Raw genomic sequence first — 21,779 nt, 5'->3', positions numbered from 1 at the left:
GAAGAGACCATGATCCGAAAGCAAGACCGTCGCCTTCGTGTCGGCGTGCTCGGCTGCGGGCCGATCGCCCAATTCGCCCATCTCGAATCCTGCGTGAAGGCCAGGAACGCCGATCTCTATGCGATCTGCGATGCCGCCCCCGATCTTCTGGCGCGCATGGGCGCGACCTATGAACCCGAAAAAATGTATGGCGATTACGATGAGATGCTCGCCGACCCGCAACTGGAGGCGGTGATCGTCGCGACCTCCGACGCCTACCACGTTCCGATGTCGATCAAGGCGCTCGAGGCCGGCAAGCACGTGCTGTGCGAAAAGCCGATCGGCGTCTCGATCGAGGAAGGCGAGATGCTCGCCGATGCGGTCAGGCGCTCCGGCAAGGTACTGCAGGTCGGGCACATGAAGCGCTTCGACCCGGCGCTGGAAGCGGCGCGCGATTTCGTCCGCGACGAGATCGGCGAGATCCTGGCGCTAAAAGCCTGGTATTGCGATTCCACCCACCGCTACACCAACACCGACGCGGTCCAGCCGCTGCCCGTCACCAGCAAGCTGGCGCGCAGGCCGGGCGGCAATCCGAAGGCCGATCTCAGGCAGTATTTTATGCTGGCGCACGGCTCGCACCTTGTCGACACCGCGCGCTTCCTGTGCGGCGAGATCGTCGCCGTGCGCGCCCGGCTCAACGAGCGTTTCGGCGCCTATTGCTGGTTCGTCGAAACCGAATTCGCCAACGGCGCGCTTGGCCATCTCGACCTCACCGTCGCTGTCCGCATGGACTGGCACGAGGGCTTCCAGCTCTATGGCGAAAACGGCTCGGTGATCGCCAAGACCTTCAACCCCTGGTATTTCCGGGCGAGCGAGGTCGATATCTTTCACGAGAAGGATGCGACGTCGCGAAGGCCGCTCGGCGCCGACGGTCATTTCTTCAGACGGCAGCTCGAGGGCCTCGCCGACACGGTGCTCGACGGCGCGCCGCTGCGCGGCGCCAATGTCGAGGACGGCCTCGCCTCGATCCGCGCCATGGTGGCGATCGCCCGCTCGGTCGAAAGCGGTGAGCGCGTCGAGATCGCCAGCGTCACGGGAGCGGTCTGATGCAGATCGGGGTGTTCGCCAAGACCTTCCCGGGCAGCGAACCGGCCGTCGTGCTGGCGGCGGTCCGCGACGCGGGATTTGCCGTCGCCCAGTTCAACCTGGCCTGCGCCGGCCTGCCGTCGATGCCGGATGCGGTACCGGAAGACGCCATTCATGCCATCGCGGCCGCGTCAAATGCTTGCGGTGTCGCGCTGGTGGCGCTCTCCGGCACCTACAACATGGCCCATCCCGACAGGGCTATGCGCGACGACGGCCTGCGCCGGCTTGGCGTGGTCATCAAGGCCGCGGCATCCCTGTCCGTTCCCTTGGTCACCTTGTGCACGGGAACGCGCAACGCGGACGATCAGTGGGCGTATCACCCTGACAATGCCGCCCCTGAGGCATGGGACGACATGGCGAGCGAGATGGAAAAGGCGCTGCAACTCGCCGAGCGCCACGGCGTCGATCTCGGCATCGAGCCCGAACAGGCCAACATCGTCACCTCGGCGTCGGACGCGATGCGCCTCATCGCCGAGATGGGCTCGAAACGGCTGCGCGTCGTGCTCGATCCGGCCAACCTGTTCGAACAGGCGAGCCCCGAGGAAGCACGCGCCATCGTGGCCGCTGCGGTCGAAACCACGGCAGGCCATGTCGCCATGGCGCACGCCAAGGACCGCTTTGCCGACGGCCGCTTCGCCACCGCCGGGCAAGGTGTCGTCGACTTTGGGGATTTCGTCGCCCGCCTGAAAGTATCTGGCTTTGACGAGGCGCTGGTCACGCACGGCCTTTCGGCCGACGAAGCGCCTGCGGTTGCCCGCTTCCTGAAGGGGCTGATCTGATGGCGCGCCCTGCCACGCTGCTTCGCGATGACGCCGCGCTGCAAGTCTGCGACCACGGCGACGGGCTTGCGGTCGTCTTTCAGCATGGGCTGGGCGGCGGCGAGGCGCAGGTCGCCCAGGCTTTCCCTTCCGGGACGGGGTTGCGGCGCATCACGCTGGAATGCCGCGGACACGGTGCCTCCGGACTGGGCAGCCGCCGTCCGTTTTGCCTGAGCATGTTCGCGGACGATGTTGTTGCCGCCACCGATCAGGTCGGCCTCGACCGTTTCGTCGCCGGCGGCATTTCCATGGGCGCGGCGATCGCCTTGCGCCTGGCCTGCCGTCACCCGGGTCGCGTCGCCGGCCTGCTGCTGGTGCGGCCGGCCTGGATTTTCGACAGCGCGCCGGTGAACCTGCGGCCGATCGCCGAGGTTGCCAAGCTTATCCTGGACCACGGCCCCGACGATGCCAGGACGATCTTCGCGCAATCGGAAACCGCCGCGCGCCTGCAGCGCGACGCGCCCGACAACCTTGCCTCGCTGTTCGGCTATTTCGACCGGCCGGACGCCGCGCCATTCGCGCAGGTCCTCGCCGACATTGCCGCCGACGGCCCAGGTGTTTCTGCGAGTGACGCCGCTGCCCTTGGCATCCCCACGCTCGTCATCGGCAATGCCATGGATGCGGTGCATCCGCTGATGGCGGCCCGTACGCTCGCGGCGGCGATCCCCGGCGCAACCTTTGCCGAAACCTCTCCAAAGGCACTCGACAGCGTCAGGCATTTCGCCGAGCTGCAGGCTGAGATCACGACCTTCCTTCACACCTACTGGAATTTCCGGAGCCTCATTCCGTCATGACGACCAAATTCTTGTCCGGTCCCGACGCCATCGCCGCCCTGCCGCGCAGCCGGCTGCTCGGCGAATTTTCCTTGTGGTCGGCCGATCTTGCCAATATGGAGCGCGACCTGAAGCGCATAGAACCTCATGTCGACCTCCACCACATCGACGTCGCAGACGCCCGCTTCACCCCCGGCTTCCTGTTCTTCCCTGACCTGGTGGCGCGGATCGCCGGGCTGACGGCAAAGCCGATCCATGTGCACCTGATGGTCGAAGCCGAGATCGTCGAGGAGCAGACGCGTCAGTTCATCGAGGCCGGCGCCGACCTGGTCAGCGTCCATGCCGAAAACGGCGAAGCCGGCCTGCGCGCCGTGCAACTGGCGCGTGAGCTCGGCGCCGAAGCCGGCGTGGTGCTCAGGCTGGAAACGCCGGTCGCTGCGGTCACCCCGTTCCTGCCCGAAGTCGCGTTTGTGACGCTTCTTGGCACATCTATCGGCGTCAAGGGCCAGAGCCTTTCCGAACAGGCCTGCCCACGCCTGATAGAGGCGCGTACATTGATGCGGCAAGCCGGCCGGGAGGCCGATATCATCCTGGCTGCCGACGGGGGCATCCGCCACGAGACCGTGCCGCGCCTGCGCGCCGCCGGGGCCGAGACGGTGGTGCTCGGATCGCTGGCATTCGGCGACCCCGACCTCGCGCAGCGCATGGCCTGGCTGCATGGGCTGAAGGTCGCCGCCTGATGACAAGACTGGCCCTCGCCTTCGATCTCGGCGGAACGGAGCTGCGCGGCGCGCTGGTCGAGAGCGGCGGCCGGGTTGTCGCGCAGGTTTCGGCGCCGACGATGGCGATCGCGGGATCGGATGCGGTGATCGGCCAGATCATCGCACTGGCCGGGGCTCTTCTGACACAGCGCCCACAGGCGGATGTCGTCGGCATCGGCATCGGCGCACCGGGTCCGCTCGATCCCAAAGCCGGGATCGTGATCGCACCGCCGACGCTGGCCGGCTGGCACGATGTGCCGTTGATCGACATTCTCGGCAAGCATTTCGGCCTGCCGGTGCGGCTGGAAAACGACGCCAATGCGGCGGCCCTTGGCGAATGGCGCTTCGGCGCCGGCCAGGGCACCGGATCCCTGGTGTTCGTCACCGTATCGACCGGCATCGGCGGCGGGGTCGTTGCCGACGGCCACATCTATCACGGCCGGCGCGGGCTTGCCGCCGAGATCGGTCACATGACCATCACCGGCGAGGGCGACCGCTGCTTCTGCGGCGCTGTCGGCTGTTTCGAGGCGGTTGCCTCCGGAACCGCGCTCGGGCGGCGTGCCACAGCGCTGACAGCGCCGGGCGACGGCTCCCTGCTCAGGCGCCTTTCGGCCGACGGCGACGTTTCGGCCAGGCACGTCGTCGAGGCCGCACGTGCCGGCGATATCAGTGCGCTCGAGTTGATCGAGGCGGAAGCCAGGTGGCTCGGCATCGGCTTCACCAACCTGCTTCACCTCTATTCGCCGGACCTGATCGTCATGGGCGGCGGCCTTGCCAACGGTTTCGACCTGTTGGCTCCAACCATCAGGGCAACCGTCGAGCAGCGGGCCATGCTGGCCTACCGGGATGTGCCGATCGTGCCAGCGCAGCTTGGCGCCCGCGCAGGACTGATCGGCGCGGCCAGCCTGATCCTGTGGGAAGGCGAACCGGGCGCGCCGTTGGCGATGGCGCAGGACGAGGACAGCAAAGACGGCGCGACCGAGCGTGCCGGCGCCAGGGAGGCAAGCCATGGCTGAGCTCAAGCTGCGCGGTGCGCGCAAATCCTACGGATCCGTCGAGATCATCAAAGGCCTTGACCTGGATGTCGAGGACCGCGAATTCGTCGTCTTCGTTGGCCCGTCCGGCTGTGGCAAGTCCACACTGCTGCGCATGATCGCCGGCCTGGAAAAGATCACCGCCGGCGACTTGCTGATCGATGGCGTACGCGCCAACGACATCGATCCGTCCGAGCGCGGGCTCGCCATGGTGTTCCAGTCCTACGCGCTCTATCCGCACATGACGGTGGCCGAGAATATGGGCTTTGCGCTGAAGATCGCCGGCGTTTCCGCCGCCGAAAAGGAACGCAAAGTGCGAGAGGCCGCCGAGGTGCTGCAGCTTTCGCATCTACTCGACCGGCGGCCGAAGGCGCTTTCGGGCGGCCAGCGCCAGCGTGTCGCCATCGGCCGCGCCATCGTGCGCAATCCCAAAGTGTTTTTGTTCGACGAGCCGCTGTCCAATCTCGACGCCGCCTTGCGGGTCAGCATGCGGCTCGAGCTGATGCGCCTGCATGAACATCTGGCCGCGACCATGATCTATGTCACCCACGACCAGACCGAGGCCATGACCATGGCCGACAAAATCGTGGTGCTGAACGGCGGCTCGATCGAGCAGGTCGGCTCGCCGCTCGACCTCTATGTCAGGCCGGCGAACATTTTCGTCGCCGGCTTCATCGGCTCGCCGAAGATGAACCTGCTGAAGCTGAAGGTGGCCTCGACTGGCTCCGAAGGCGTCACCGTAACCTTGCCGGACGGCGAGGCGCTGACCGTGCCGGTCGCCGCCGGCGCAAGCAAATCTGGCGACGAGCTGCTGCTCGGCATGCGGCCGGAACATCTCCGCATCGCGGCCAACGGACAATTCAAGGGGCAAGCCGTGCTGGCGGAGCGGCTTGGCAGCCTGACCATCCTGCATGTCGAGATCGCGCCTGACATCACGCTGGTCGTCCAGGCCGAAGGCGGCGACAGGACGCCGTTGCACAGCCCGATCGCGCTCGACATCTCACCATCGGTTTGCCACCTGTTTCGCACCGATGGGCCGGCGCTGGCGGCTCTGGCTTGAGCTGAATTCCCCGACATTCGCGAGACGTTGGGCGGGACAGCGCCCCCCTCTGTCCTGCCGGACATCTCCCTCACTTGGGGGGAGATCGGCAGCTTCGCCGTCCAGCCTGTCTTTCAACGCTGGAGATTGGCGAAAGCGGGGATGACGGCCGAGTCCGGCAGGACAGAGGGGCGCGAAGGAACGCCAGCGCTCGTCTTCATCGCTGCATTCTTCCTCGTCCCTGCCAATTTCTGCTGCATTGCAGCACATCAAAAACCGCTGCACACCATTTTAAATCTTGACGCGTGTCAAATTTTTCTAAAACATGCGGAAATGCTGACAGGCATCGGTCAGCGCTCTGGGAGGAGAAATGCCTGACACGAAAAATGGCCCTAACCGGGTCGGAACCTGCAAGCCGTGTGGCAATCGCGGAACGGTCAGCAGCCTGTCATCGCAAGCGCCGGGTTGGCCTTCGTCGGCACAATTCCGTTCGCCGAACAGCAGGTCGATTGCGACACAACAACAATTAGGAGGAGGAAGCATGCGTATGTTCAATTGCCTGACGTTTGGCGCAGGCCTGTTTGCAGCCATTATTTCCATGCCGGCCCATGCCCAGGACGCGGCCCGCGTCGCGGCCATCGTCAAGGGCCTCGACAATCCCTTCTTCCAGTACATGCACCAGGGCATCGAAGAGCAGGCCAAGTCCGACGGCGTGGCCGTCACCGTCCAGGCAGCAGCCAATATGGGCGATGCGACCGGGCAGGCCGATCGGTTGACCGCCATGGCCATGCAGGATTTCGATTGCTATCTGGTCAATCCGATCAGCGTCAGCAACCTCGTCCAGGCACTGGTGCCTGTCGCCCAGAAGAACAAGCCGATCGTCAACATCGACAGCACCATCGACGCCGAGCAGGCCAAGGCCGCCGGCTTCACCATCAGCACCTATATCGGCACCGACAACGTCGCCGCCGGCGTGCTGGCAGGCGAGGAGATGCTGAAGCTGGTTCCTGCAGGCTCCAAGGTCGCGCTGGTGGCCGGCATCGTCGGCGATGTCGGCAGCAATGCCCGCATCAAGGGTTTCAAGCAGGCTGTCGAAGGCAAGCTCGACGTCGTGGTGATGGTGAGCGCCGACTGGGACCGTGAGAAGGCGCTGACCGCGGCTACCGACATCCTGGCCGCACACCCAGATCTCGCCGGCTTCTTCGCCGCCAACGACATCATGGCGCTCGGCGTCCAGCGCGCCGTCCAGACCTCGGGCAAGGACGTCAAGGTGATCGGCCTCGACGGCATCGTCGACGCCTTGAAATCCGTTGCCGCCGGCGAGCTCGCCGCGACCGTCGCCCAGTATCCCTACGTTGTCGGTGCCATGGGCGTGGAAGCTTGCGCCGCGGCGGCCAAGGGCAAGGCGCTTCCCGCCAACGTGCCGGCGCCGGTTCTGCTGATCAACAAGGACAATGCGGAAGCCTCGTTGAAGAATTTCCCGCGCCCCGGCGGCGACTATCCGGACCCATTCCGCGAGATGTTGCAGCAGTGAGCGCTCCCGCCGAGAACGCGTCCTCGCGGGAAGCGGGCGCGGCGGAGGAGAGCCGTCCCTCCCTGGCGGCTCTCCTCCTGGATCCTTCCTTCTGGGCCGACTGGGCATCGGTCGTCGGCCTCGTCGGCCTCGTCATTGTGTTCGGCATCGCCCAGCCGGTCTTTCTCAGCGTCGCCAATTTGCAGGCCCTGCTGCTGGCAGCGGCGATCCTGGTCGTGCTGTCGATCGGCCAGACCTTCGTCGTGGCGACGGCCGGCATCGATCTCTCCTTGGCGGCAGCCGTCATGCTGGGCGCCATCATCCTCGGCCTCGTCGATGCCGCGGGCTATGGCATCTTCCTCGCCTGCGTGCTCGCCGTAGCCGCCACCAGCGCGGTCGGTTTCTTTAACGGCTTGCTCATCACAGCCGGGCGAATACCCGACTTCGTGGTAACGCTCGGCACGCTTTCGGGCGTCACCGGGCTCGGCCTGATCTTGTCGGGCGGCGAGCCGATAATGGTCGGCTCGACTTTCCTGCTGCGGCTGGCCTCAGGCTCCTTTGGACCGTTCGGCTATCCCGTCTGGGTGGCGATATCAGCCGTTCTGGTGGCGCATATCGCGCTCTACCACACCCGCTTTGGCGTGCATCTGTTGGCGACCGGCGGCCAGGTCGAAAGCGCCAGCGCGCTCGGCATCCGCACCAACCGGGTCAAGATCGCCGCCTATACGATTTCAGGCTTCTGCGCCGGCATCGCCGCACTGCTCCTCGTGGCGCGCATCGGCTCGGCCGAACCGCAGATCAATACCAGCCTTCTGCTCAATTCGGTGGCGGCAGTCGTCTTGGGAGGCGTCAGCCTGTTTGGTGGACGCGCCAGCATTCTCGGCCCGGCGATCGGAGCGCTGATGCTCACCGCTCTCGTCAACGGGCTGACGCTGCTCAGCGTTTCGGCCTTCTACCAGCCCCTGGCCGTTGGCGCCATCGTGGTGCTGGCGGCACTGATCATGCGGTATCAGAAATGAGCGCCGTCAATCACTCCCCCTCGGTCGACGCGATCCTCGCCTGCGAAGGACTGAGCAAGCATTTCGGCGGCATCCGCGCCTTCACCGATGTCGCCTTCCAGGCCCGCCGTGGCGAGGTCACAGCGGTGATCGGCGACAATGGCGCCGGCAAGTCGACGCTGATACGCTGCCTGGTCGGCGTCCATGTGCCGGATGGCGGCGAGATCTTCTTCGACGGCCGGCCGCGTCCCTTCGCCAACCCCGACGAGGCGCGCAAGGCCGGCATCGAGACGGTGCACCAGAACCTGGCGCTGATCGACGAACTGACCGTCGCCCAGAACCTGTTCCTCAACCGCGAGATCGTGCGCCAGATCGGTCCCTTCGCCTTGCTCGACCGCAAGGCCATGAAACAGCAGGCGCGCGCCATGCTGTCGCGCCTGTCGATCAACATGCCTTCGGTCAGTCAGCGCGTGCGGCGCCTGTCGGGCGGACAGCGACAGGCGATCTCGATCTGCCGCGCCGCGGGTTCCGGGGCCAAGCTGGTGGTGATGGACGAACCAACCGCAGCGCTCGGCGTGCAGGAGACGGCCAATGTCGAAGCCCTGATCCGGCGGCTGCGCGAACAAGCCGTCAGCGTCATCCTGGTCAGTCATAATTTCGATCAGGTGCGGCGCCTGTCCGACCAGATCTGGGTGATGCGAGCGGGACGGATGGTGGCGACCGTCCGTTCATCCGAGACAACCGGCAACGAACTCGTCGCGCTCGTCACCGGTGCGGCATGAAGGACGAGCCGCCCCTGTCGCCCAAACAGGCTTTTGGCTGAAACAATTGGTTTGCAAAGGGAGTGTGCCGTGGCGGTGATCCGTGTCGGGCTAGTGGGTCTTGGAGAGGTCGCGCAGTCGATCCACCTGCCGGTGCTGAGCGACCAGCGCGACCGCTGGCTGATATCAGGCATCTATGATGTTTCGCCGAGCCTGATGGCGCTGTGCACATCCCAATACCCGACCGCCAAAGCCTTCGAAACGGCAGAGGCGCTGATCGATTCGCCGGATATCGACGCGGTTTTCATCCTCTCGTCAGACGAGACCCACAGCCGTTTCGTCCGTGCCGCCGTCCAGGCGAACAAGTATGTCCTCTTGGAAAAGCCCGCCAGCCTGACGGTGCGCGAGATCGACGAGCTTCTGGCGCTGACGCCAAACTCCGCCAAAACGATCTTCGTCGGCTACATGCGCCGCTACGCTCCGGCCTATCTGGCAGCGATAGAGGAACTGCCTGACTTCGCCGACATTACCCATGTCCGCATCTTCGACCTGATCTCCGAGGGCCGGCATTTCCTGAAAAAGAGCCAGAACATCCTCTATCCCACCGACATCGATCCGGCCCTTTTGGCACGCGGCGCCAAGGAACGCGAAGCGCTGATCCGCGAAGTGGTGGGCAGCGATGCGCCCGCTGACCTCGTACGCGCCTATCGCGGCCTGACGGCGCTGAGCTCGCACCATATTTCGGCGATGCGCGGACTGCTCGGCGAACCGGACCGTGTGCTGGCGGCGCACCGCACCAATGGCGGCGCCAACACCAGCGTGACATTCGACTACGGCCACTTCGCCTGCTGCTATGATGCAGTGGTCGATGATCTCGGCCTATTCGATGCCATAATCGAGGTGCGCTCGAACACCAAACGGGTCCGCATCATTTACGACACGCCCTACATCCGCAGCCTGCCGACGCGGCTCGAAGTGACGGAAACCGGAGCAGCCGGCCCAGTGACGCGGACATTCGGGCCGCTCTATGGCGACGCCTTCTCCAACGAACTGGAGACCTTCCACCGTCACATCACCGACGGGACGAAGCCGCTGACCGACCTAGCTGACTCACGCCGCGACCTGGCGCTGATGGCAGAGATCATCGAGCAGATGAAGAAGACTGGCGGGCGCTAAAGCCTGCCGCCTACTTCCCGCAGTAGTGATCGTTGATCTTGTTCGACGCATTCGCGTCGGGCCCGACCCTGTGGTAGGAGCAGGCTCCTGCGGCTGTCGTGAACAACTGCTGGTCATAGTAGCGCGGGCCGCCGAACAGGATATCGATGATGTCGCCTTCGGCGGGAACGTAGCGTTCAGGGTCAGCCCGTTGGTCGCGACTTCCAGCGAAGGCCGCGGCGGACATGCTGCAGCCCATCGCGAAAACGAGAGCGCAGATCGCAAGGCGTTTTGTCGTCATCGGCAACACCCTTCTGGTCGTTCGGGTTCCCACCATACATCCAAAATCGCCAGCCGAGCAAAAGTTCCCCGGATCGTCCGAGGCGGCGGCGAAAAACCTGCCATCCTTGCCGATCCCCGCCTGTCACAATAGGTTTATCCTGCGGCGCTAGGGAGAGCGTTCTCGCATCCGGCGCCTAGCCGGATCCGTCTCTTCACACCAAGTGGGGTTTTCCATGCGCAAGATCATTCTCGCCGCCATGTTTTTGGCATCCGCCATCGCAGGCGCTTCGGCTGCCGACGGCAAGCTCGTCCTCTACACCAGCCAGCCCAACACCGACGCCCAGCAGACCGTCGATGCCTTCATGGCGAAGTACCCCGCAGTCAAGGTCGAATGGGTGCGCGATGGAACACCGAAGATCCTGGCCAAGCTGCGTGCCGAGATCGAAGCCGGCCAGCCGCAGGCGGATGTGCTTTTGATCGCCGACGTCGTGACCATGGAAGGACTGAAGAAGGAAGGCCGGCTGCTCGCCTATCCCGAGGCCGATATCTCCGGTATCGAAGGGGCGCTCTATGACAAGGACAAGACCTATTTCTCGACCAAGCTGATCACCACCGGCATTGTCTACAACACCAAGGCGCCCTTCGTGCCGGCGAGCTGGGAAGACCTCACCAAGCCGGAGGCCAAGGGCCTTGTCGCGATGCCGAGCCCGCTGACCTCGGGTGCGGCGATGATCCACACCGCGACGCTGACCGGCAATTTGCCGCAAGGCTGGGACTACTATAACGCGCTCGCCAGGAACGGCGCCCAGGCAAGCGGCGGCAATGGCGACGTGCTGAAGGCCGTCAGCGGCGGCGACAAGCTGTTCGGCATGATCGTCGACTACATGCCCATTCGCGAGAAGGCCAAGGGTGCGCCCGTCGAGTTCGTATTCCCCAGGGAAGGTGTCTCGGCCGTCACCGAGCCGGTCGCCATCCTGTCCACGGCCAAGAACGCCGACGCCGCCAAGGCCTTCGTCGATTTCCTGCTGTCCAAGGACGGACAGCAGGCCGCCGCAAAAATGGGCTACATCCCGGCGCGCGCCGATATTGCCTTGCCGGCCGGCTATCCCGACCGCTCGTCGATCAAGGTGCTGGGCTACAATGCGGCCGCCGCACTCGCCAACGACGCCGCCAACAAGGAAAAGTTCGGCGCCGTGATGAGCCAGTAGCCAGCCCGTTACCCAGTGGTGTCATCCGCGCCGGATATCCTCGCCGGGCGGTCCGTGCCGGCTCGGCGCGGGCCCGGGGTGCGGGCCACATCAGGGTTTCGCGCGTCGGCGCTCGCCGTTCTACTGGTCATCGCTCTGCTCAGTCTGCTGCCGATGGTCAGGCTCCTCGTCGCGGCCGTCGCGCCGGGCGGCGAACTCGACTTCGGCGCTTTCGCCGAACGCCTGGCCAAGCCCGCCGCCTTGCGGGCGATGTGGCATACGTTGGATACTGCTTTTTTCGGCGCCGTGCTGGCGGTCTGCCTCGGCAGCCCCTTTGCCGTCGCCATAACGATGACCGACCTGCCGGGACGAAAGCCCTCGGCTTCCTGCTGTTGCTGCCGCTGATGATCGCGCCACAGGTCACCGCTTTGTCGTGGCTGCACCTGTTTGGCCCATCCAGCACGCTTCTCGGCATGATTGGGATAGCGCCTCCGCCAGGAACTCCAAATCCGATGCTTGGCCGCAACGGCATCATCCTGCTTTACGCCGTCCAGCATGCACCGATCGTCTTCATCACGCTGCGGGCCGGACTAGCGCGGATTCCTCGCGATCTCGTCGAGGCGGCCAGGGCCGCCGGCGCCAGGCCGCTATCCGTGCTGTGGACCATCGTCCTGCCGGTCGTGCGTCCGTATATCGTGGCTGCGGCAGCACTCGCCTTCGTTTCGAGCGTCGGCAATTTCGGCATCCCCGCTTTGCTCGGAATGCCGGTCAACTATCTGACGCTGCCAACGCTGATCTATCAGGACCTGTCGAGTTTCGGACCCGGCGTTCTGCCGCAGATCACGGCGCTGTCGGCGCTGGTCGGGGTGCTGGCGCTGGCCGGTGTTGCTTGCCAGTCGCTGGCCCTGCGTGGCGCCGCTCACCGCTTTACCTCAGGCACGCCGGCGCATTTCGAGCTCGGGCGCTACCGCCTGTTGCTGGCCGGTCTCGGTTGGCTGGTGATCGGTTTCATCCTTGTGCTTCCGGCTTGCGCGCTGCTGGCAACGTCGCTCGTCCCGTCCTTCGGTGTGCCGCTGGGCTGGCAAACGATGACCGCGTCCAATTATTCCGAGGTTCTGGTCCGCCAGGCTTCAACCGTCCGTGCCTTCCGCAATTCCCTTCTGTTTGCCGGCAGCGCAGCACTGGTCCTCGCCATCGGCGTCATACCGGTGACCGCCGTCCTCGAACGGCTCGGCCGCCGTTGGCAGCGTCTGCTCGGCGGCATCGTCGACCTGCCCTATGCGGTTCCCGGCGTCGTGCTTGCCATTGCCTGCATCCTGTTGTTCCTGCGCCCGCTGCCGCTGGTCGGCAGCCTTTATGCAACGGCCTCGATCATTATGGTCGCCTATGTGATGCGGTTTTTCACGCTCGCCTTGAAACCGGTGGCGACCGCGGTCGGGCAGATTTCACGCGATCTCGACGAGGCAGCGGCGGTGTCGGGAGCCGGCTCGCTGCGCCGGCTTGCAACTATTACCGCGCCGCTCGCCGCGCCGGCGGCAGTGGCGGGCGGGCTGCTCGTCTTCATGAGCGCTTTCAACGAACTGACGGTCTCGGCCTTGCTCTGGTCGAGTGGCAACGAAACTTTGGGCGTGGTGCTGTTCAGCCTCGAGGAAGCCGGCTTGGGAACGCAGGCCGCCGCGATCGCTGTTTCCACGATTGCCGTCGTCGTCGTCCTGCTGCTTGTGCTCGACCGGTTCGGGCGGCGGCTTCCGGCCGGTGTGTTGCCCTGGCGGTAAGCCGGCTCAGGCGCTCGGGACAATCCAGGCGTCCGAGACGGTCACATGCACTCTTTGGCCGACTGCAACTGCCTCGGTACTGTCGATCACCAATTCCTGTGCCGGACCCTGTCCTGGCCCCCGTCTCGGCATCGGCAAGGCCAGCCGCACCTCATGGACCGCGCCGCGATAGATGCTGTCGAGCACCGTCGCCGGCATGCCTTCAGGTGAAATCCGCAGCGCTTCCGGCCGCAGCAGGATTTTCACCGGCCCAGCCGATGTCCCGGCACTTCGCGCCATGAGGCGATGCCCTGCTATGTCGACTGTCGCGCTTCCTTGGGCGTGATCGATCGCTAGGCCCGCAACGATAGACCCGCGACCAACGAAGCCAGCAACCGTGGCATTGGCCGGCGCGCGATAGACCTCCTGCGGCGCCGCCGCCTGCAGCACCTTGCCTCCGCTCATGATGGCAACGCGGTCGGCCAGCGCCAGGGCCTCGGCCTGGTCGTGGGTGACGTAGACGATGGTGGCGCCGGTGCGGCGGTGGATGTCGCGAAACGCGTCGACCATCGACGAGCGCAGATGCATGTCGAGATTGGCGAGCGGTTCGTCGAACAGGATAATTTTGGCGTCGGCAACGAGGCAGCGCGCCAGCGCTACACGCTGGCGCTGGCCGCCGGACAGTTCCTCGATGCGGCGGCTTTCAAATCCGTTGAACCCAACGATATCGAGAACCGCGCCGACACGGCCGGCGATCTCGCCTCGTTTGACATGCCGGGCTCTCAGCGGATAGGCGACGTTTTCAGCGACATCCATATGCGGCCAGAGTGCGTAGGACTGGAAGACGACCCCAACGCCGCGCGCTTCCGGCGGCACCTGCCGCTGCGGATCGGCCATCAGTTCGTCGCCAAAGAGCACGCGGCCTTCGCTTGGCGCCTCGAAGCCGGCGATCAACCTCAGCATCGTGGTCTTGCCGCAACCGGACGGACCGAGCAGCGCAGTGAACGAGCCCGCCGCAAACTCGAGTGAAACGGCGTCCAGCGCGGCGGTTTCGTTGAACCGCTTGGTGAGGCGCTCCACCCTGATTTCGCTCATGCTCCACCCATCCGCATATCATTGCGCCCTGTGCCGGTCGTTTGCACGGCCGTTGCAGGACCCGGCCGGCAATACGTTGGAAATCTGGCCATGACAATGATGCAGGCGGCCCGCGAGATCAGGTTTTCCCGTAACGCAGCGGCGGTGATGGGCAGGCATCAATGTCGAGAGAGATGGGATGTGTCTTGCCGCAGGTGCTTCGCCCAGCCTACGCGGCAATCTATCCCGCGATCTCCAGCAAGGACGATATCAGCAACCGGCGTTCGTCGACCGAAAGAACATCCGAATCGAACAGGTTCATGCTGCGAAGTCCTTCGATGGCGAGGTAGCAGACCAGCAGCGCCTTGAGGTCCGGCGTCTCTCCCTTGAGGCGCTCGAAAACCTGCCGCCTGAACGATTTTATCGGTGTCAGAAAATCGGGATCCTCGGCGATCGCTGAAAATATCCAGGAAGCCGACGGTTTCGATTCCTCGGCATGTTCGGCCGAAAGCTTGATGTAAGTCGCAAGCGGGCTTTCGCCGCCGACGCCGGCCGTGCGGGCGGACTCCAGCGCCTGCTCGAAGGCGCGCAGGTAATCCTCTACCAGCGCCTGCATCAGTTTCGCCTTGGTTGGGAAATTGTACAGCAAGCCGCCTTTCGACACGCCGGCTCGGCTGGCGACGGCGTCCAGCGACAGGCTGCCGGGCCCTGTCTCGCGTGCCACATCGGCTGCGGCGGCGAGAATTTTATCACGCGAATTTGCTCTGCGGGCTTTCATCAAACGCTCCCCATACATTAGCCTATGCGGAATTGACAAGACCGTCCAGACGGTACAGTAAGATCGCCGTCATTTGAAATCGGGACCAGTCACAGGTATGTGTTTCGGTCATCCGACTGTTATGCCGGGCCATGGCCAAGGGGACTGTTCGTGATCAAGCGTTTCATCATTGCCTTCATTCTGCTCGTGCTGGTGTGCGGCGGCATCGTCGGCTTCAATTTGTTCCGCGACAATGCAATGCAGCAATTCTTCGCCACCATGAAGCCCCCGGCCGCGACCGTGTCGACGACAATCGTCGGGCCGACGGAATGGACGCCGGGCGTCGAGGCGATCGGCACTGTCAGTGCGGTCCGCGGCGTCGACCTGACCGTCGAAACCGCCGGCATCGTCAAGGACATCCTGTTTCACGCCAATCAGAAAGTTGAAGCCAACGCGGGTCTCCTTCAGCTTGACGATGCCGCCGAGCGCGCCGATCTCGAAGCGACGAAGGCGCAAGCAGCGCTCGACCAGACGGCGTTGACACGCGCCCTTGAATTGCAGAAACGCGGTGTCGGCTCGGATTCGACGCTCGATACGGCGCGGGCAGCCGCATTGGCTTCCGCTTCGCGGGTCAACAGGCTGCAGGCGGTGCTCGAGCAGAAGCTGCTGACCGCGCCCTTCAGCGGCACCGTGGGTATCCCCAGGATCGATCTCGGCCAGTATCTCTCACCCGGCACTTCCGTAGCGACCCTGCAGGATCTGGAGACGATGCGGGCCGATTTCTCGGTTCCCGAACAGCAGCTTCCGCTGCTGAAGATCGGCCAGACGGTGCGGCTGGGCGTTGGTGACGGCGAGTTGCCTTTCACCGGCACTATTCGCGGCATCGACCCCAAAATCGACCCGGCCAGCCGGCTGGTGACGGTCAGGGCCGAGGTCGCCAACCCCGAAGGCAAGCTGACCCCTGGCCAATTCGTGCAGGTGCGCGTCGAACTGCCCGAGGAAAACAACGTACTGACGGTGCCGCAGACCGCGCTGACCTCCAGCCTGTACGGTGACTTCGTCTTTGTGGTGCGTCCGGCGAAGCCTGCCGCGGCCAATGGCGCCCCCCCTGCTGCTGCGGCGAAGCCGGAAGAAAAGCCCGCCACAGATAGTGCGAAGCCCGCAGCCGAAGCGCCCGCGGCAAAACCCGAGGAAAAACCGGCTGCTAATCCGGCCGAACCGACGGCGGAAGAACAGAAGCCGCAGCTCGTGCTTGCCCAGGTGTTCGTCAAGCCCGGCCGCCGCGATGCCGGCCTGGTTGAGATCCTGGAAGGCATCGCGCCCGGCGACGAAGTCGTTACCGCCGGCCAGAACCGGCTCTCCAACGGCATGTCCGTTGCCGTCGACAACACCATCGACCCGACCAAGCCGGCAAACCAGCAGGCAGCCCAGAAATGAGCTTCTCCGACATCTTCATTCGCCGTCCGGTCCTTTCGACCGTGCTCGCCTTGATGATCCTGCTTCTGGGTTTCCAGGGCATCTTCAGCCTCTCGATCCGGCAGTATCCGGAGGTCGAAGAAACGGCCATCACGATCACCACGGCCTATCCCGGCGCCAGCGCCGACCTGATCCAGGGGTTCATTTCCGCGCCGATCGCCCGCGCCGTCGCTTCGACCGAAAACATCGACTATGTCACGTCGGCAAGCCGGGCGTCCTCCAGCACCGTGACGGTGCAGATGAAACTCGGCTCCAACCCCGACATCGCGCTGAACGAAGTCTTGTCGAAGGTACAAGGCGTGCGCGGCGATCTGCCGGACGAGGCCGAAGACCCGGTGATCGTCAAGGGCACCGGCGAGCAGTTCGCGATGATGTATATCTCGATGCAGAATCCGAACATGACGCCGGAGCAGCTCACCGAATATATCGAGCGCGTCGTGCGGCCGCGCATGTCGACGGTCGAGGGTGTCGCCGACGTGCAGATCTTCGGGGCCGCCGAATATTCGATGCGCGTCTGGATCGACCCGGTCAAACTGGCGGCGCGCGGCGTGACGGCGGCGGAAGTGCTGACCGCCATCAACGAATCGAATTTCCTCTCCGCGCCCGGCAATACCGAAAACGAATACGTCGCCTCCTCGATCACCGTTCGTTCGACGCTGCAGACGCCGGAGGCTTTCGCTGCTCTTCCGCTCCGTTCGAAAGACGGCAATGTGGTGAGGCTGCGCGACGTGGCACGCGTCGAGCTCGCCGCGGCGAACACCGACACCAGGGTCAGCTTCAACGGCAAGCCCGGCATCTTCCTCGCCATCTTCCCGACGCCGGCCGCCAATCCGCTGACGACAGCGGAGGCGATCCACGAAATTGTGCCGACAATTCAGGAGACGCTGCCGCTCGGCATGACGATCGAGATCGTCTACGATTCGACCGAGCAGATCAGCGCCTCGATCGAGGAGGTGTTCAAGACCATCGGCGAGGCGGTCGCCATCGTCATCGTCGTCATCCTGCTCTTCCTCGGCTCGTTCCGCTCGGTGCTGATGCCGATCGTGACCATTCCGCTGTCGCTGATCGGCGTCTGTTTCCTGCTGTTTTCGCTGGGCTATTCGATCAATCTTTTGTCGTTGCTGGCCATGGTGCTGGCGATCGGCCTCGTCGTTGACGATGCCATCGTGGTGGTGGAAAACATTCACCGCCACATGGAGGAAGACGGTTTGTCGCCGATGCAGGCGGCCTTCAACGGCATGCGGGAGATCTCGTCCGCCGTCATCGCCATGACGATAACGCTGGCCGCCGTGTTCGCGCCGCTGGCCTTCACCGGCGGCCTGACCGGCGCACTGTTTCGCGAATTCGCGGTGACGCTCGCCGGCTCGGTGGTGCTTTCGGGTGTCGTTGCCCTCACCGTCACGCCGATGATGTCGGCACGCATCCTGAGGGCCGGCTCGCACAGCCGCTTCCAGCGTATTGTCGACAACACGTTCGGGCGCGTCGAAAACATCTATGAGCGGCTGGTCAGCGGCTCGTTGAAATATCGCCCGGTGACGCTGATGATCGTCATCGCACTGGTGGCCACGACCGGCTTCATGTTCACCAAGACCGCGAGCGAACTGGCGCCGGAAGAAGACCAGGGCTTCTTGCTGTCTATTGTGAATGCGCCGCGCTATGCCACGTCGGACTACACCGAGACCTATGTGAACCAGATTCTCGGGCTGATGAATGATATCCCCGAAACCAGGGCGCGGTTCTCCGCCGTTGCGTTCCAAGGCCCGACGAACAACGCCTTCGTCGGGTTCGCATTCAAAGACTGGGCCGAGCGCGCGCGCAGCTCGAAGGAACTTCAGGAAGACATCACCGCCCGCCTTGCCAAGGTGGCAGGCGTCGAGGCTTTCGTCTTCGCACCGCCGACGCTGCCCGGCTCCGGCGGCGGCCTGCCGGTCACGATGGTGGTGCGCTCGACCGGCGATGCCTCCCAGGTGTACGAGGCGGCCGAGGACATCAAGAACAAGGCGCAGGCCTCCGGTCGCTTCCTCGCCGTGCAGAATTCGATGTCCTACGACGCGCCGCAAGTGACGGTGACGATCGACCGCGACCGCGCCGCGGCGCTCAACCTGCCGATCGCCGACATCGGCCGGACACTGACCCTTTTGGTCGGTGGCGCCGAAGTGGCGCAATTCGACCGCGAATCCAACAGCTACGACATCATCCCGCAGGTGCCGCAGAACTTCCGCGACAACCCTGAAAAGCTGGCCGAGTATTTCGTGCGCAGCGCGTCGGGCGAGATGGTGCCGCTCTCGGCGGTGGTGAAGATCTCGACCAACGCCTCGCCGGCCGTGATCGAGCAGTTCAACCAATTGAACTCCGCCACGATTTCCGCTCTGCCATTGCCCACCGTCACCACGGGCGACGGGCTGAAGACCATCGAGGATATCGCCAGGGAAAGCCTGCCCGACACGTTCTTCATCGACTATACCGGCCAGTCGCGGCAGGAGAAGGAACAGGGCTACACGATCATCATCGCCTTCGCGGCAGCTGTTCTCGTCATCTATCTGGTGCTGGCGGCGCAGTTCGAAAGCTTCCGCGATCCGTTGATCATCATGATGTCGGTGCCGCTGTCGATCTTCGGCGCGATCGTGCCGCTCAATCTGGGGCTGGGAACGCTCAATATCTACACGCAGGTCGGTCTGATCACGCTGATCGGCCTGATCACCAAGCACGGCATTCTTCTGGTCGAGTTCGCCAACCAGCAGCGCGAGCTCCACGGGATGCGGCGGCGCGATGCGATCGTCGCCTCGGCCAGGGTGCGGCTAAGGCCTATCCTGATGACGACCGCTGCGATGGCGCTCGGCGTGGTGCCGCTGATCATCTCCAGCGGCGCGGGTGCGGCGGCGCGCTATTCGATGGGCCTGGTGATCTTCACCGGCATTCTGGTGGGGACCATATTCACCCTGTTCGTGGTGCCGATGTTCTACACCTTCATTGCCAGCAAGGACCTGCCGCATCACGCCGAGAAGCCGGACCCGAAGCTGATGCCGGTGCCGGCTGATTGATTGATAAAAAAGGCCGGAAATTTCCGGCCTTTTTCTTGGGCAGTGATGTCCGACCCGCAATGTATTTATACCCGGCAGGCGGGTAGTCTTTGGTTATCTATTTGACGATGACGATCCGGGTGTTGGCCGGACCGAAAATCTCGACAAGCTGGTAGAAATCGGCGGCGTTGTCCGGATGCAGCCGCACGCAGCCATGCGAGGCCGGGCGGCCGAGACGTTTGACGAAATTGGTCGCATGAACGGCGTAGCCACCCTTGAAGAAGACCGAATGCGGCATCGGCGCGTTGTCGTATTTGCTCGAATACCACATTTGGTGCATGCGGGTCGGCTTGAACGAGCCGGTCGGGGTGACATGCGCCCTGTCGCCGGTTGACACTTTCCACGCGAAGGTCGGCCGCCCGTCGACCAGGACTTCCATCGTCTGCTGCGAAAGCGAAATCCGCGCCACGATCTGATTGGCGGCCCGATTGGCGGCATGGGCAACGCCGCTGCCGGCGCCGAACAGAAGAACCGTACCCGCAGTGACGGCGGCAGCGATGTTGATGAGCTTGGCAGAAATGGCAGTGTACATGATGTCCCCCGTCTGCCGGACATGGCCGGCTCCAAATTCGATGACCGGCTTATCGTTACGTCATGTTTCGAATTGATTTCGCATCGCAGACGTTTCTGTTTCGAATCTGTTTCCTCTGGTTAACGGCCGGAAGCCCCTCCGAGGGATATCCCCAAGCCCACGGACCATGGGCAAAGTGGCCGAGCCCAGACCTGCAGAAAGGTACCGCCATCTTCAAACGAAAGTGCGATCTTGCCTCTTGTGAAAGAAATTTGACTTGCCTCGAAACCAATCTGCAACAAACCGCGGGCTGTAGCGGCATGATCTGGATACAGGTCACCGGCAAAGTTGACCCAACGAAAACAGCCGGCACAAACGAAGATGAACATGCAATCGAACGCGATCTCCTGGCTTTTCAGGATAAGCATAGCCGCAGCGATCATTGGCGGCGTCGGCACCTTCGCCGGCAACCCGATGACAAAGCTTGCGGAGATGACTTCAGGCGAAGTTTCGACGCTGCATGCCGCACTGTTTTTCGCCACGGTCTGGATCGTGTCCAGTCTGCGCATCAACCGGCTCAAGGCCCTCTGGCGGGTCGGTTTTGGGCTGACGAAGATGCGCGGCCCCTCCGGCAACTTGCAGCCGAGAGGACCGAAGGCCCGCGCCGCGACGGGGGGCTCCGCTGGCGGCGCGGGCACTTCGGGGGTTTCCCTGAAGCGAACCTAAAACCAAACTTGCGGGACGAAAACGATGAACACAAAATTTGCAGCTTCGGTGCTTTCCGCACTGCTCTACGCACAGGGCCTGCTCGGCTTTGCCGGCCTCGCCACCGTGCTTCTTAGGGATCGTGCCCATGCGAGCGAATTCGTCGCGGCCAGCGAAATGCCGTCAGGTCCGTCGCTTCTCGTGGTGCGCTGAGCGCCTGGGCCTGTGGACAGTACGGTGAGGGCCCCGGCCTCAGTCGGCGAACTGCGTCGGCGGATCGAACCGGTAGCCCGCACCCCTTATGGTGGTGATGGTTTCGGTGTCGAGCTTGCGGCGCAGCCGCACGATGCGCGAATCGATCGAGCGATCGAAGGCATCGGCATTTTCGGCGGGCGCGGCGGCAATGATGTCGTCGCGCGTCAAGACCTTGCGCGGACTGGCCAGGAACAATCTGAGCAGCGCCACCTGACCTGGCGACAATTGTTCTTCCGTGCCGGACCGATGCATGACCATGGCCGACCGGAGGTCGACCGTCGCGTTCTCCAGCACGACCAATTCCCCGGCGTTCCTGCCGCGCCGTGCCAGCAGGCCGCCGATACGGGCGGCGAGTTCCCTGACGTTGAGCGGGCTCTCGACGACGTCGGCGGCGCCGAGTTCGAGCGCCAGCACCTTGTCGACGAGATCGGCCGGCCGGCAGATCAGGATGAAATCCGGCCCGCCCTCGCCGCCATGGCGCCTGAGCAGATCACGCCCTTCCGCCTGGCTGAGGCTGTCGCCGACGACGACGACATCGATGCCCTTTCCGGAAAGCAAGGATTCGGCCTCCCACGGCTGCCGCACCGCGCGCACGTCATGGCCACGCCGTTCGAGATGGTCGGCGAGATCGGTCGCGACCACTTCGGCGACCGAAACAAGCGCGATGACGGATCGTGCAGCCATTTTTTTCCACCCTGCAACCGGCAACCCAAGATGAGTG

21 protein-coding genes and 1 pseudogene are annotated in these 21,779 nt (G+C 64.2%); 16 read left to right on the top strand and 6 right to left on the bottom strand.

The features are described 5' to 3' along the window. The first annotated feature begins 9 nt into the window (after positions 1-9). The 11 genes from IHQ72_RS06975 to IHQ72_RS06925 all read left to right on the top strand — a co-directional run bounded on the left by IHQ72_RS06975 (position 10) and on the right by IHQ72_RS06925 (position 9,998). Positions 10-1,086 (top strand): Gfo/Idh/MocA family protein, encoded by a 1,077-nt coding sequence (locus tag IHQ72_RS06975; protein ID WP_258121768.1) that lies wholly within the window; start codon positions 10-12, stop codon positions 1,084-1,086. Then, positions 1,086-1,904 carry a sugar phosphate isomerase/epimerase family protein gene (locus IHQ72_RS06970; protein ID WP_258121767.1) on the top strand — a complete coding sequence of 273 codons (819 nt, stop codon included), beginning with the start codon at positions 1,086-1,088 and terminating at the stop codon, positions 1,902-1,904. The genes IHQ72_RS06975 and IHQ72_RS06970 overlap by 1 nt, the downstream gene beginning before the upstream one ends. After that, complete coding sequence (locus IHQ72_RS06965) at positions 1,904-2,737, top strand: alpha/beta fold hydrolase (protein ID WP_258121766.1); 834 nt, start codon at positions 1,904-1,906, stop codon at positions 2,735-2,737. The genes IHQ72_RS06970 and IHQ72_RS06965 overlap by 1 nt, the downstream gene beginning before the upstream one ends. Continuing rightward, complete coding sequence (locus IHQ72_RS06960; protein ID WP_258121765.1) at positions 2,734-3,456, top strand: ribulose-phosphate 3-epimerase; 723 nt, start codon at positions 2,734-2,736, stop codon at positions 3,454-3,456. The genes IHQ72_RS06965 and IHQ72_RS06960 overlap by 4 nt, the downstream gene beginning before the upstream one ends. Next, positions 3,456-4,493 (top strand): ROK family protein, encoded by a 1,038-nt coding sequence (locus IHQ72_RS06955; protein WP_258121764.1) that lies wholly within the window; start codon positions 3,456-3,458, stop codon positions 4,491-4,493. The genes IHQ72_RS06960 and IHQ72_RS06955 overlap by 1 nt, the downstream gene beginning before the upstream one ends. Next, the gene (locus IHQ72_RS06950; RefSeq protein WP_258121763.1) at positions 4,486-5,571 is read left to right on the top strand and encodes an ABC transporter ATP-binding protein; all 1,086 of its coding nucleotides are present in this window, start codon (positions 4,486-4,488) and stop codon (positions 5,569-5,571) included. Before IHQ72_RS06955 ends, IHQ72_RS06950 begins: the two co-directional genes overlap by 8 nt. A 141-nt stretch (positions 5,572-5,712) precedes the next feature. After that, positions 5,713-5,928: a hypothetical protein gene (locus IHQ72_RS06945; protein ID WP_258121762.1), complete on the top strand. Its 216-nt coding sequence runs from the start codon at positions 5,713-5,715 to the stop codon at positions 5,926-5,928. A gap of 163 nt (positions 5,929-6,091) precedes the next feature. Then, positions 6,092-7,084, top strand: a complete 993-nt coding sequence (locus IHQ72_RS06940; protein ID WP_258121761.1) for a sugar ABC transporter substrate-binding protein — start codon at positions 6,092-6,094, stop codon at positions 7,082-7,084. Beyond that, complete coding sequence (locus IHQ72_RS06935; RefSeq protein WP_258121760.1) at positions 7,081-8,082, top strand: ABC transporter permease; 1,002 nt, start codon at positions 7,081-7,083, stop codon at positions 8,080-8,082. Before IHQ72_RS06940 ends, IHQ72_RS06935 begins: the two co-directional genes overlap by 4 nt. Next, positions 8,079-8,843: an ATP-binding cassette domain-containing protein gene (locus IHQ72_RS06930; RefSeq protein ID WP_258121758.1), complete on the top strand. Its 765-nt coding sequence runs from the start codon at positions 8,079-8,081 to the stop codon at positions 8,841-8,843. Before IHQ72_RS06935 ends, IHQ72_RS06930 begins: the two co-directional genes overlap by 4 nt. Positions 8,844-8,912: 69 nt before the next feature. Next, positions 8,913-9,998 carry a Gfo/Idh/MocA family protein gene (locus IHQ72_RS06925; protein ID WP_258121756.1) on the top strand — a complete coding sequence of 362 codons (1,086 nt, stop codon included), beginning with the start codon at positions 8,913-8,915 and terminating at the stop codon, positions 9,996-9,998. Between the two features lie 10 nt (positions 9,999-10,008). On the opposite strand, the gene IHQ72_RS06920 is transcribed toward IHQ72_RS06925, so the two are convergent. Then, a complete protein-coding gene (locus IHQ72_RS06920; RefSeq protein WP_258121755.1) occupies positions 10,009-10,278 on the bottom strand; it encodes a hypothetical protein in 270 nt (89 codons plus the stop codon). Positions 10,279-10,492: 214 nt separating this feature from the next. Between IHQ72_RS06920 and IHQ72_RS06915 the strand changes: the two genes are divergently transcribed. Further along, positions 10,493-11,467 carry an ABC transporter substrate-binding protein gene (locus tag IHQ72_RS06915; protein WP_258121754.1) on the top strand — a complete coding sequence of 325 codons (975 nt, stop codon included), beginning with the start codon at positions 10,493-10,495 and terminating at the stop codon, positions 11,465-11,467. 153 nt (positions 11,468-11,620) lie between these two features. After that, positions 11,621-13,221, top strand: a pseudogene (locus IHQ72_RS06910) (ABC transporter permease). A gap of 6 nt (positions 13,222-13,227) precedes the next feature. Here the strand turns inward: IHQ72_RS06910 and IHQ72_RS06905 are convergent. Beyond that, positions 13,228-14,295 (bottom strand): ABC transporter ATP-binding protein, encoded by a 1,068-nt coding sequence (locus IHQ72_RS06905; RefSeq protein ID WP_258121753.1) that lies wholly within the window; start codon positions 14,293-14,295, stop codon positions 13,228-13,230. 220 nt (positions 14,296-14,515) lie between these two features. Next, entirely contained in the window at positions 14,516-15,052 is a 537-nt protein-coding gene (locus IHQ72_RS06900; RefSeq protein ID WP_258121752.1) for a TetR/AcrR family transcriptional regulator, read from the bottom strand. 150 nt (positions 15,053-15,202) lie between these two features. Between IHQ72_RS06900 and IHQ72_RS06895 the strand changes: the two genes are divergently transcribed. Together IHQ72_RS06895 and IHQ72_RS06890 are read left to right on the top strand one after the other, a co-directional pair. After that, positions 15,203-16,468 carry an efflux RND transporter periplasmic adaptor subunit gene (locus tag IHQ72_RS06895; protein ID WP_374120334.1) on the top strand — a complete coding sequence of 422 codons (1,266 nt, stop codon included), beginning with the start codon at positions 15,203-15,205 and terminating at the stop codon, positions 16,466-16,468. Continuing rightward, a complete protein-coding gene (locus IHQ72_RS06890) occupies positions 16,465-19,548 on the top strand; it encodes an efflux RND transporter permease subunit (RefSeq protein WP_258121750.1) in 3,084 nt (1,027 codons plus the stop codon). Before IHQ72_RS06895 ends, IHQ72_RS06890 begins: the two co-directional genes overlap by 4 nt. 97 nt (positions 19,549-19,645) lie before the next feature. On the opposite strand, the gene IHQ72_RS06885 is transcribed toward IHQ72_RS06890, so the two are convergent. Together IHQ72_RS06885 and IHQ72_RS06880 are read right to left on the bottom strand one after the other, a co-directional pair. Beyond that, positions 19,646-20,119 carry a L,D-transpeptidase gene (locus IHQ72_RS06885; RefSeq protein ID WP_258121749.1) on the bottom strand — a complete coding sequence of 158 codons (474 nt, stop codon included), beginning with the start codon at positions 20,117-20,119 and terminating at the stop codon, positions 19,646-19,648. A 119-nt stretch (positions 20,120-20,238) separates the two neighbouring features. After that, entirely contained in the window at positions 20,239-20,667 is a 429-nt protein-coding gene (locus IHQ72_RS06880; protein WP_258121748.1) for a hypothetical protein, read from the bottom strand. A 181-nt stretch (positions 20,668-20,848) separates the two neighbouring features. Here IHQ72_RS06880 and IHQ72_RS06875 point away from each other — a divergent pair, with 181 nt between their 5' ends. After that, on the top strand, positions 20,849-21,016 hold the full coding sequence (locus tag IHQ72_RS06875) for a hypothetical protein (protein ID WP_023797130.1): 168 nt from the start codon (positions 20,849-20,851) through the stop codon (positions 21,014-21,016). Positions 21,017-21,055: 39 nt separating this feature from the next. Here the strand turns inward: IHQ72_RS06875 and IHQ72_RS06870 are convergent, their stop codons facing one another. Continuing rightward, positions 21,056-21,742: a response regulator transcription factor gene (locus IHQ72_RS06870; RefSeq protein ID WP_065007437.1), complete on the bottom strand. Its 687-nt coding sequence runs from the start codon at positions 21,740-21,742 to the stop codon at positions 21,056-21,058. Positions 21,743-21,779 lie beyond the last annotated feature (37 nt).

It is taken from the genome of Mesorhizobium onobrychidis (genome assembly GCF_024707545.1).
Lineage (GTDB): Bacteria > Pseudomonadota > Alphaproteobacteria > Rhizobiales > Rhizobiaceae > Mesorhizobium > Mesorhizobium onobrychidis.
This window is presented reverse-complemented; position numbering and strand designations above follow the sequence as displayed.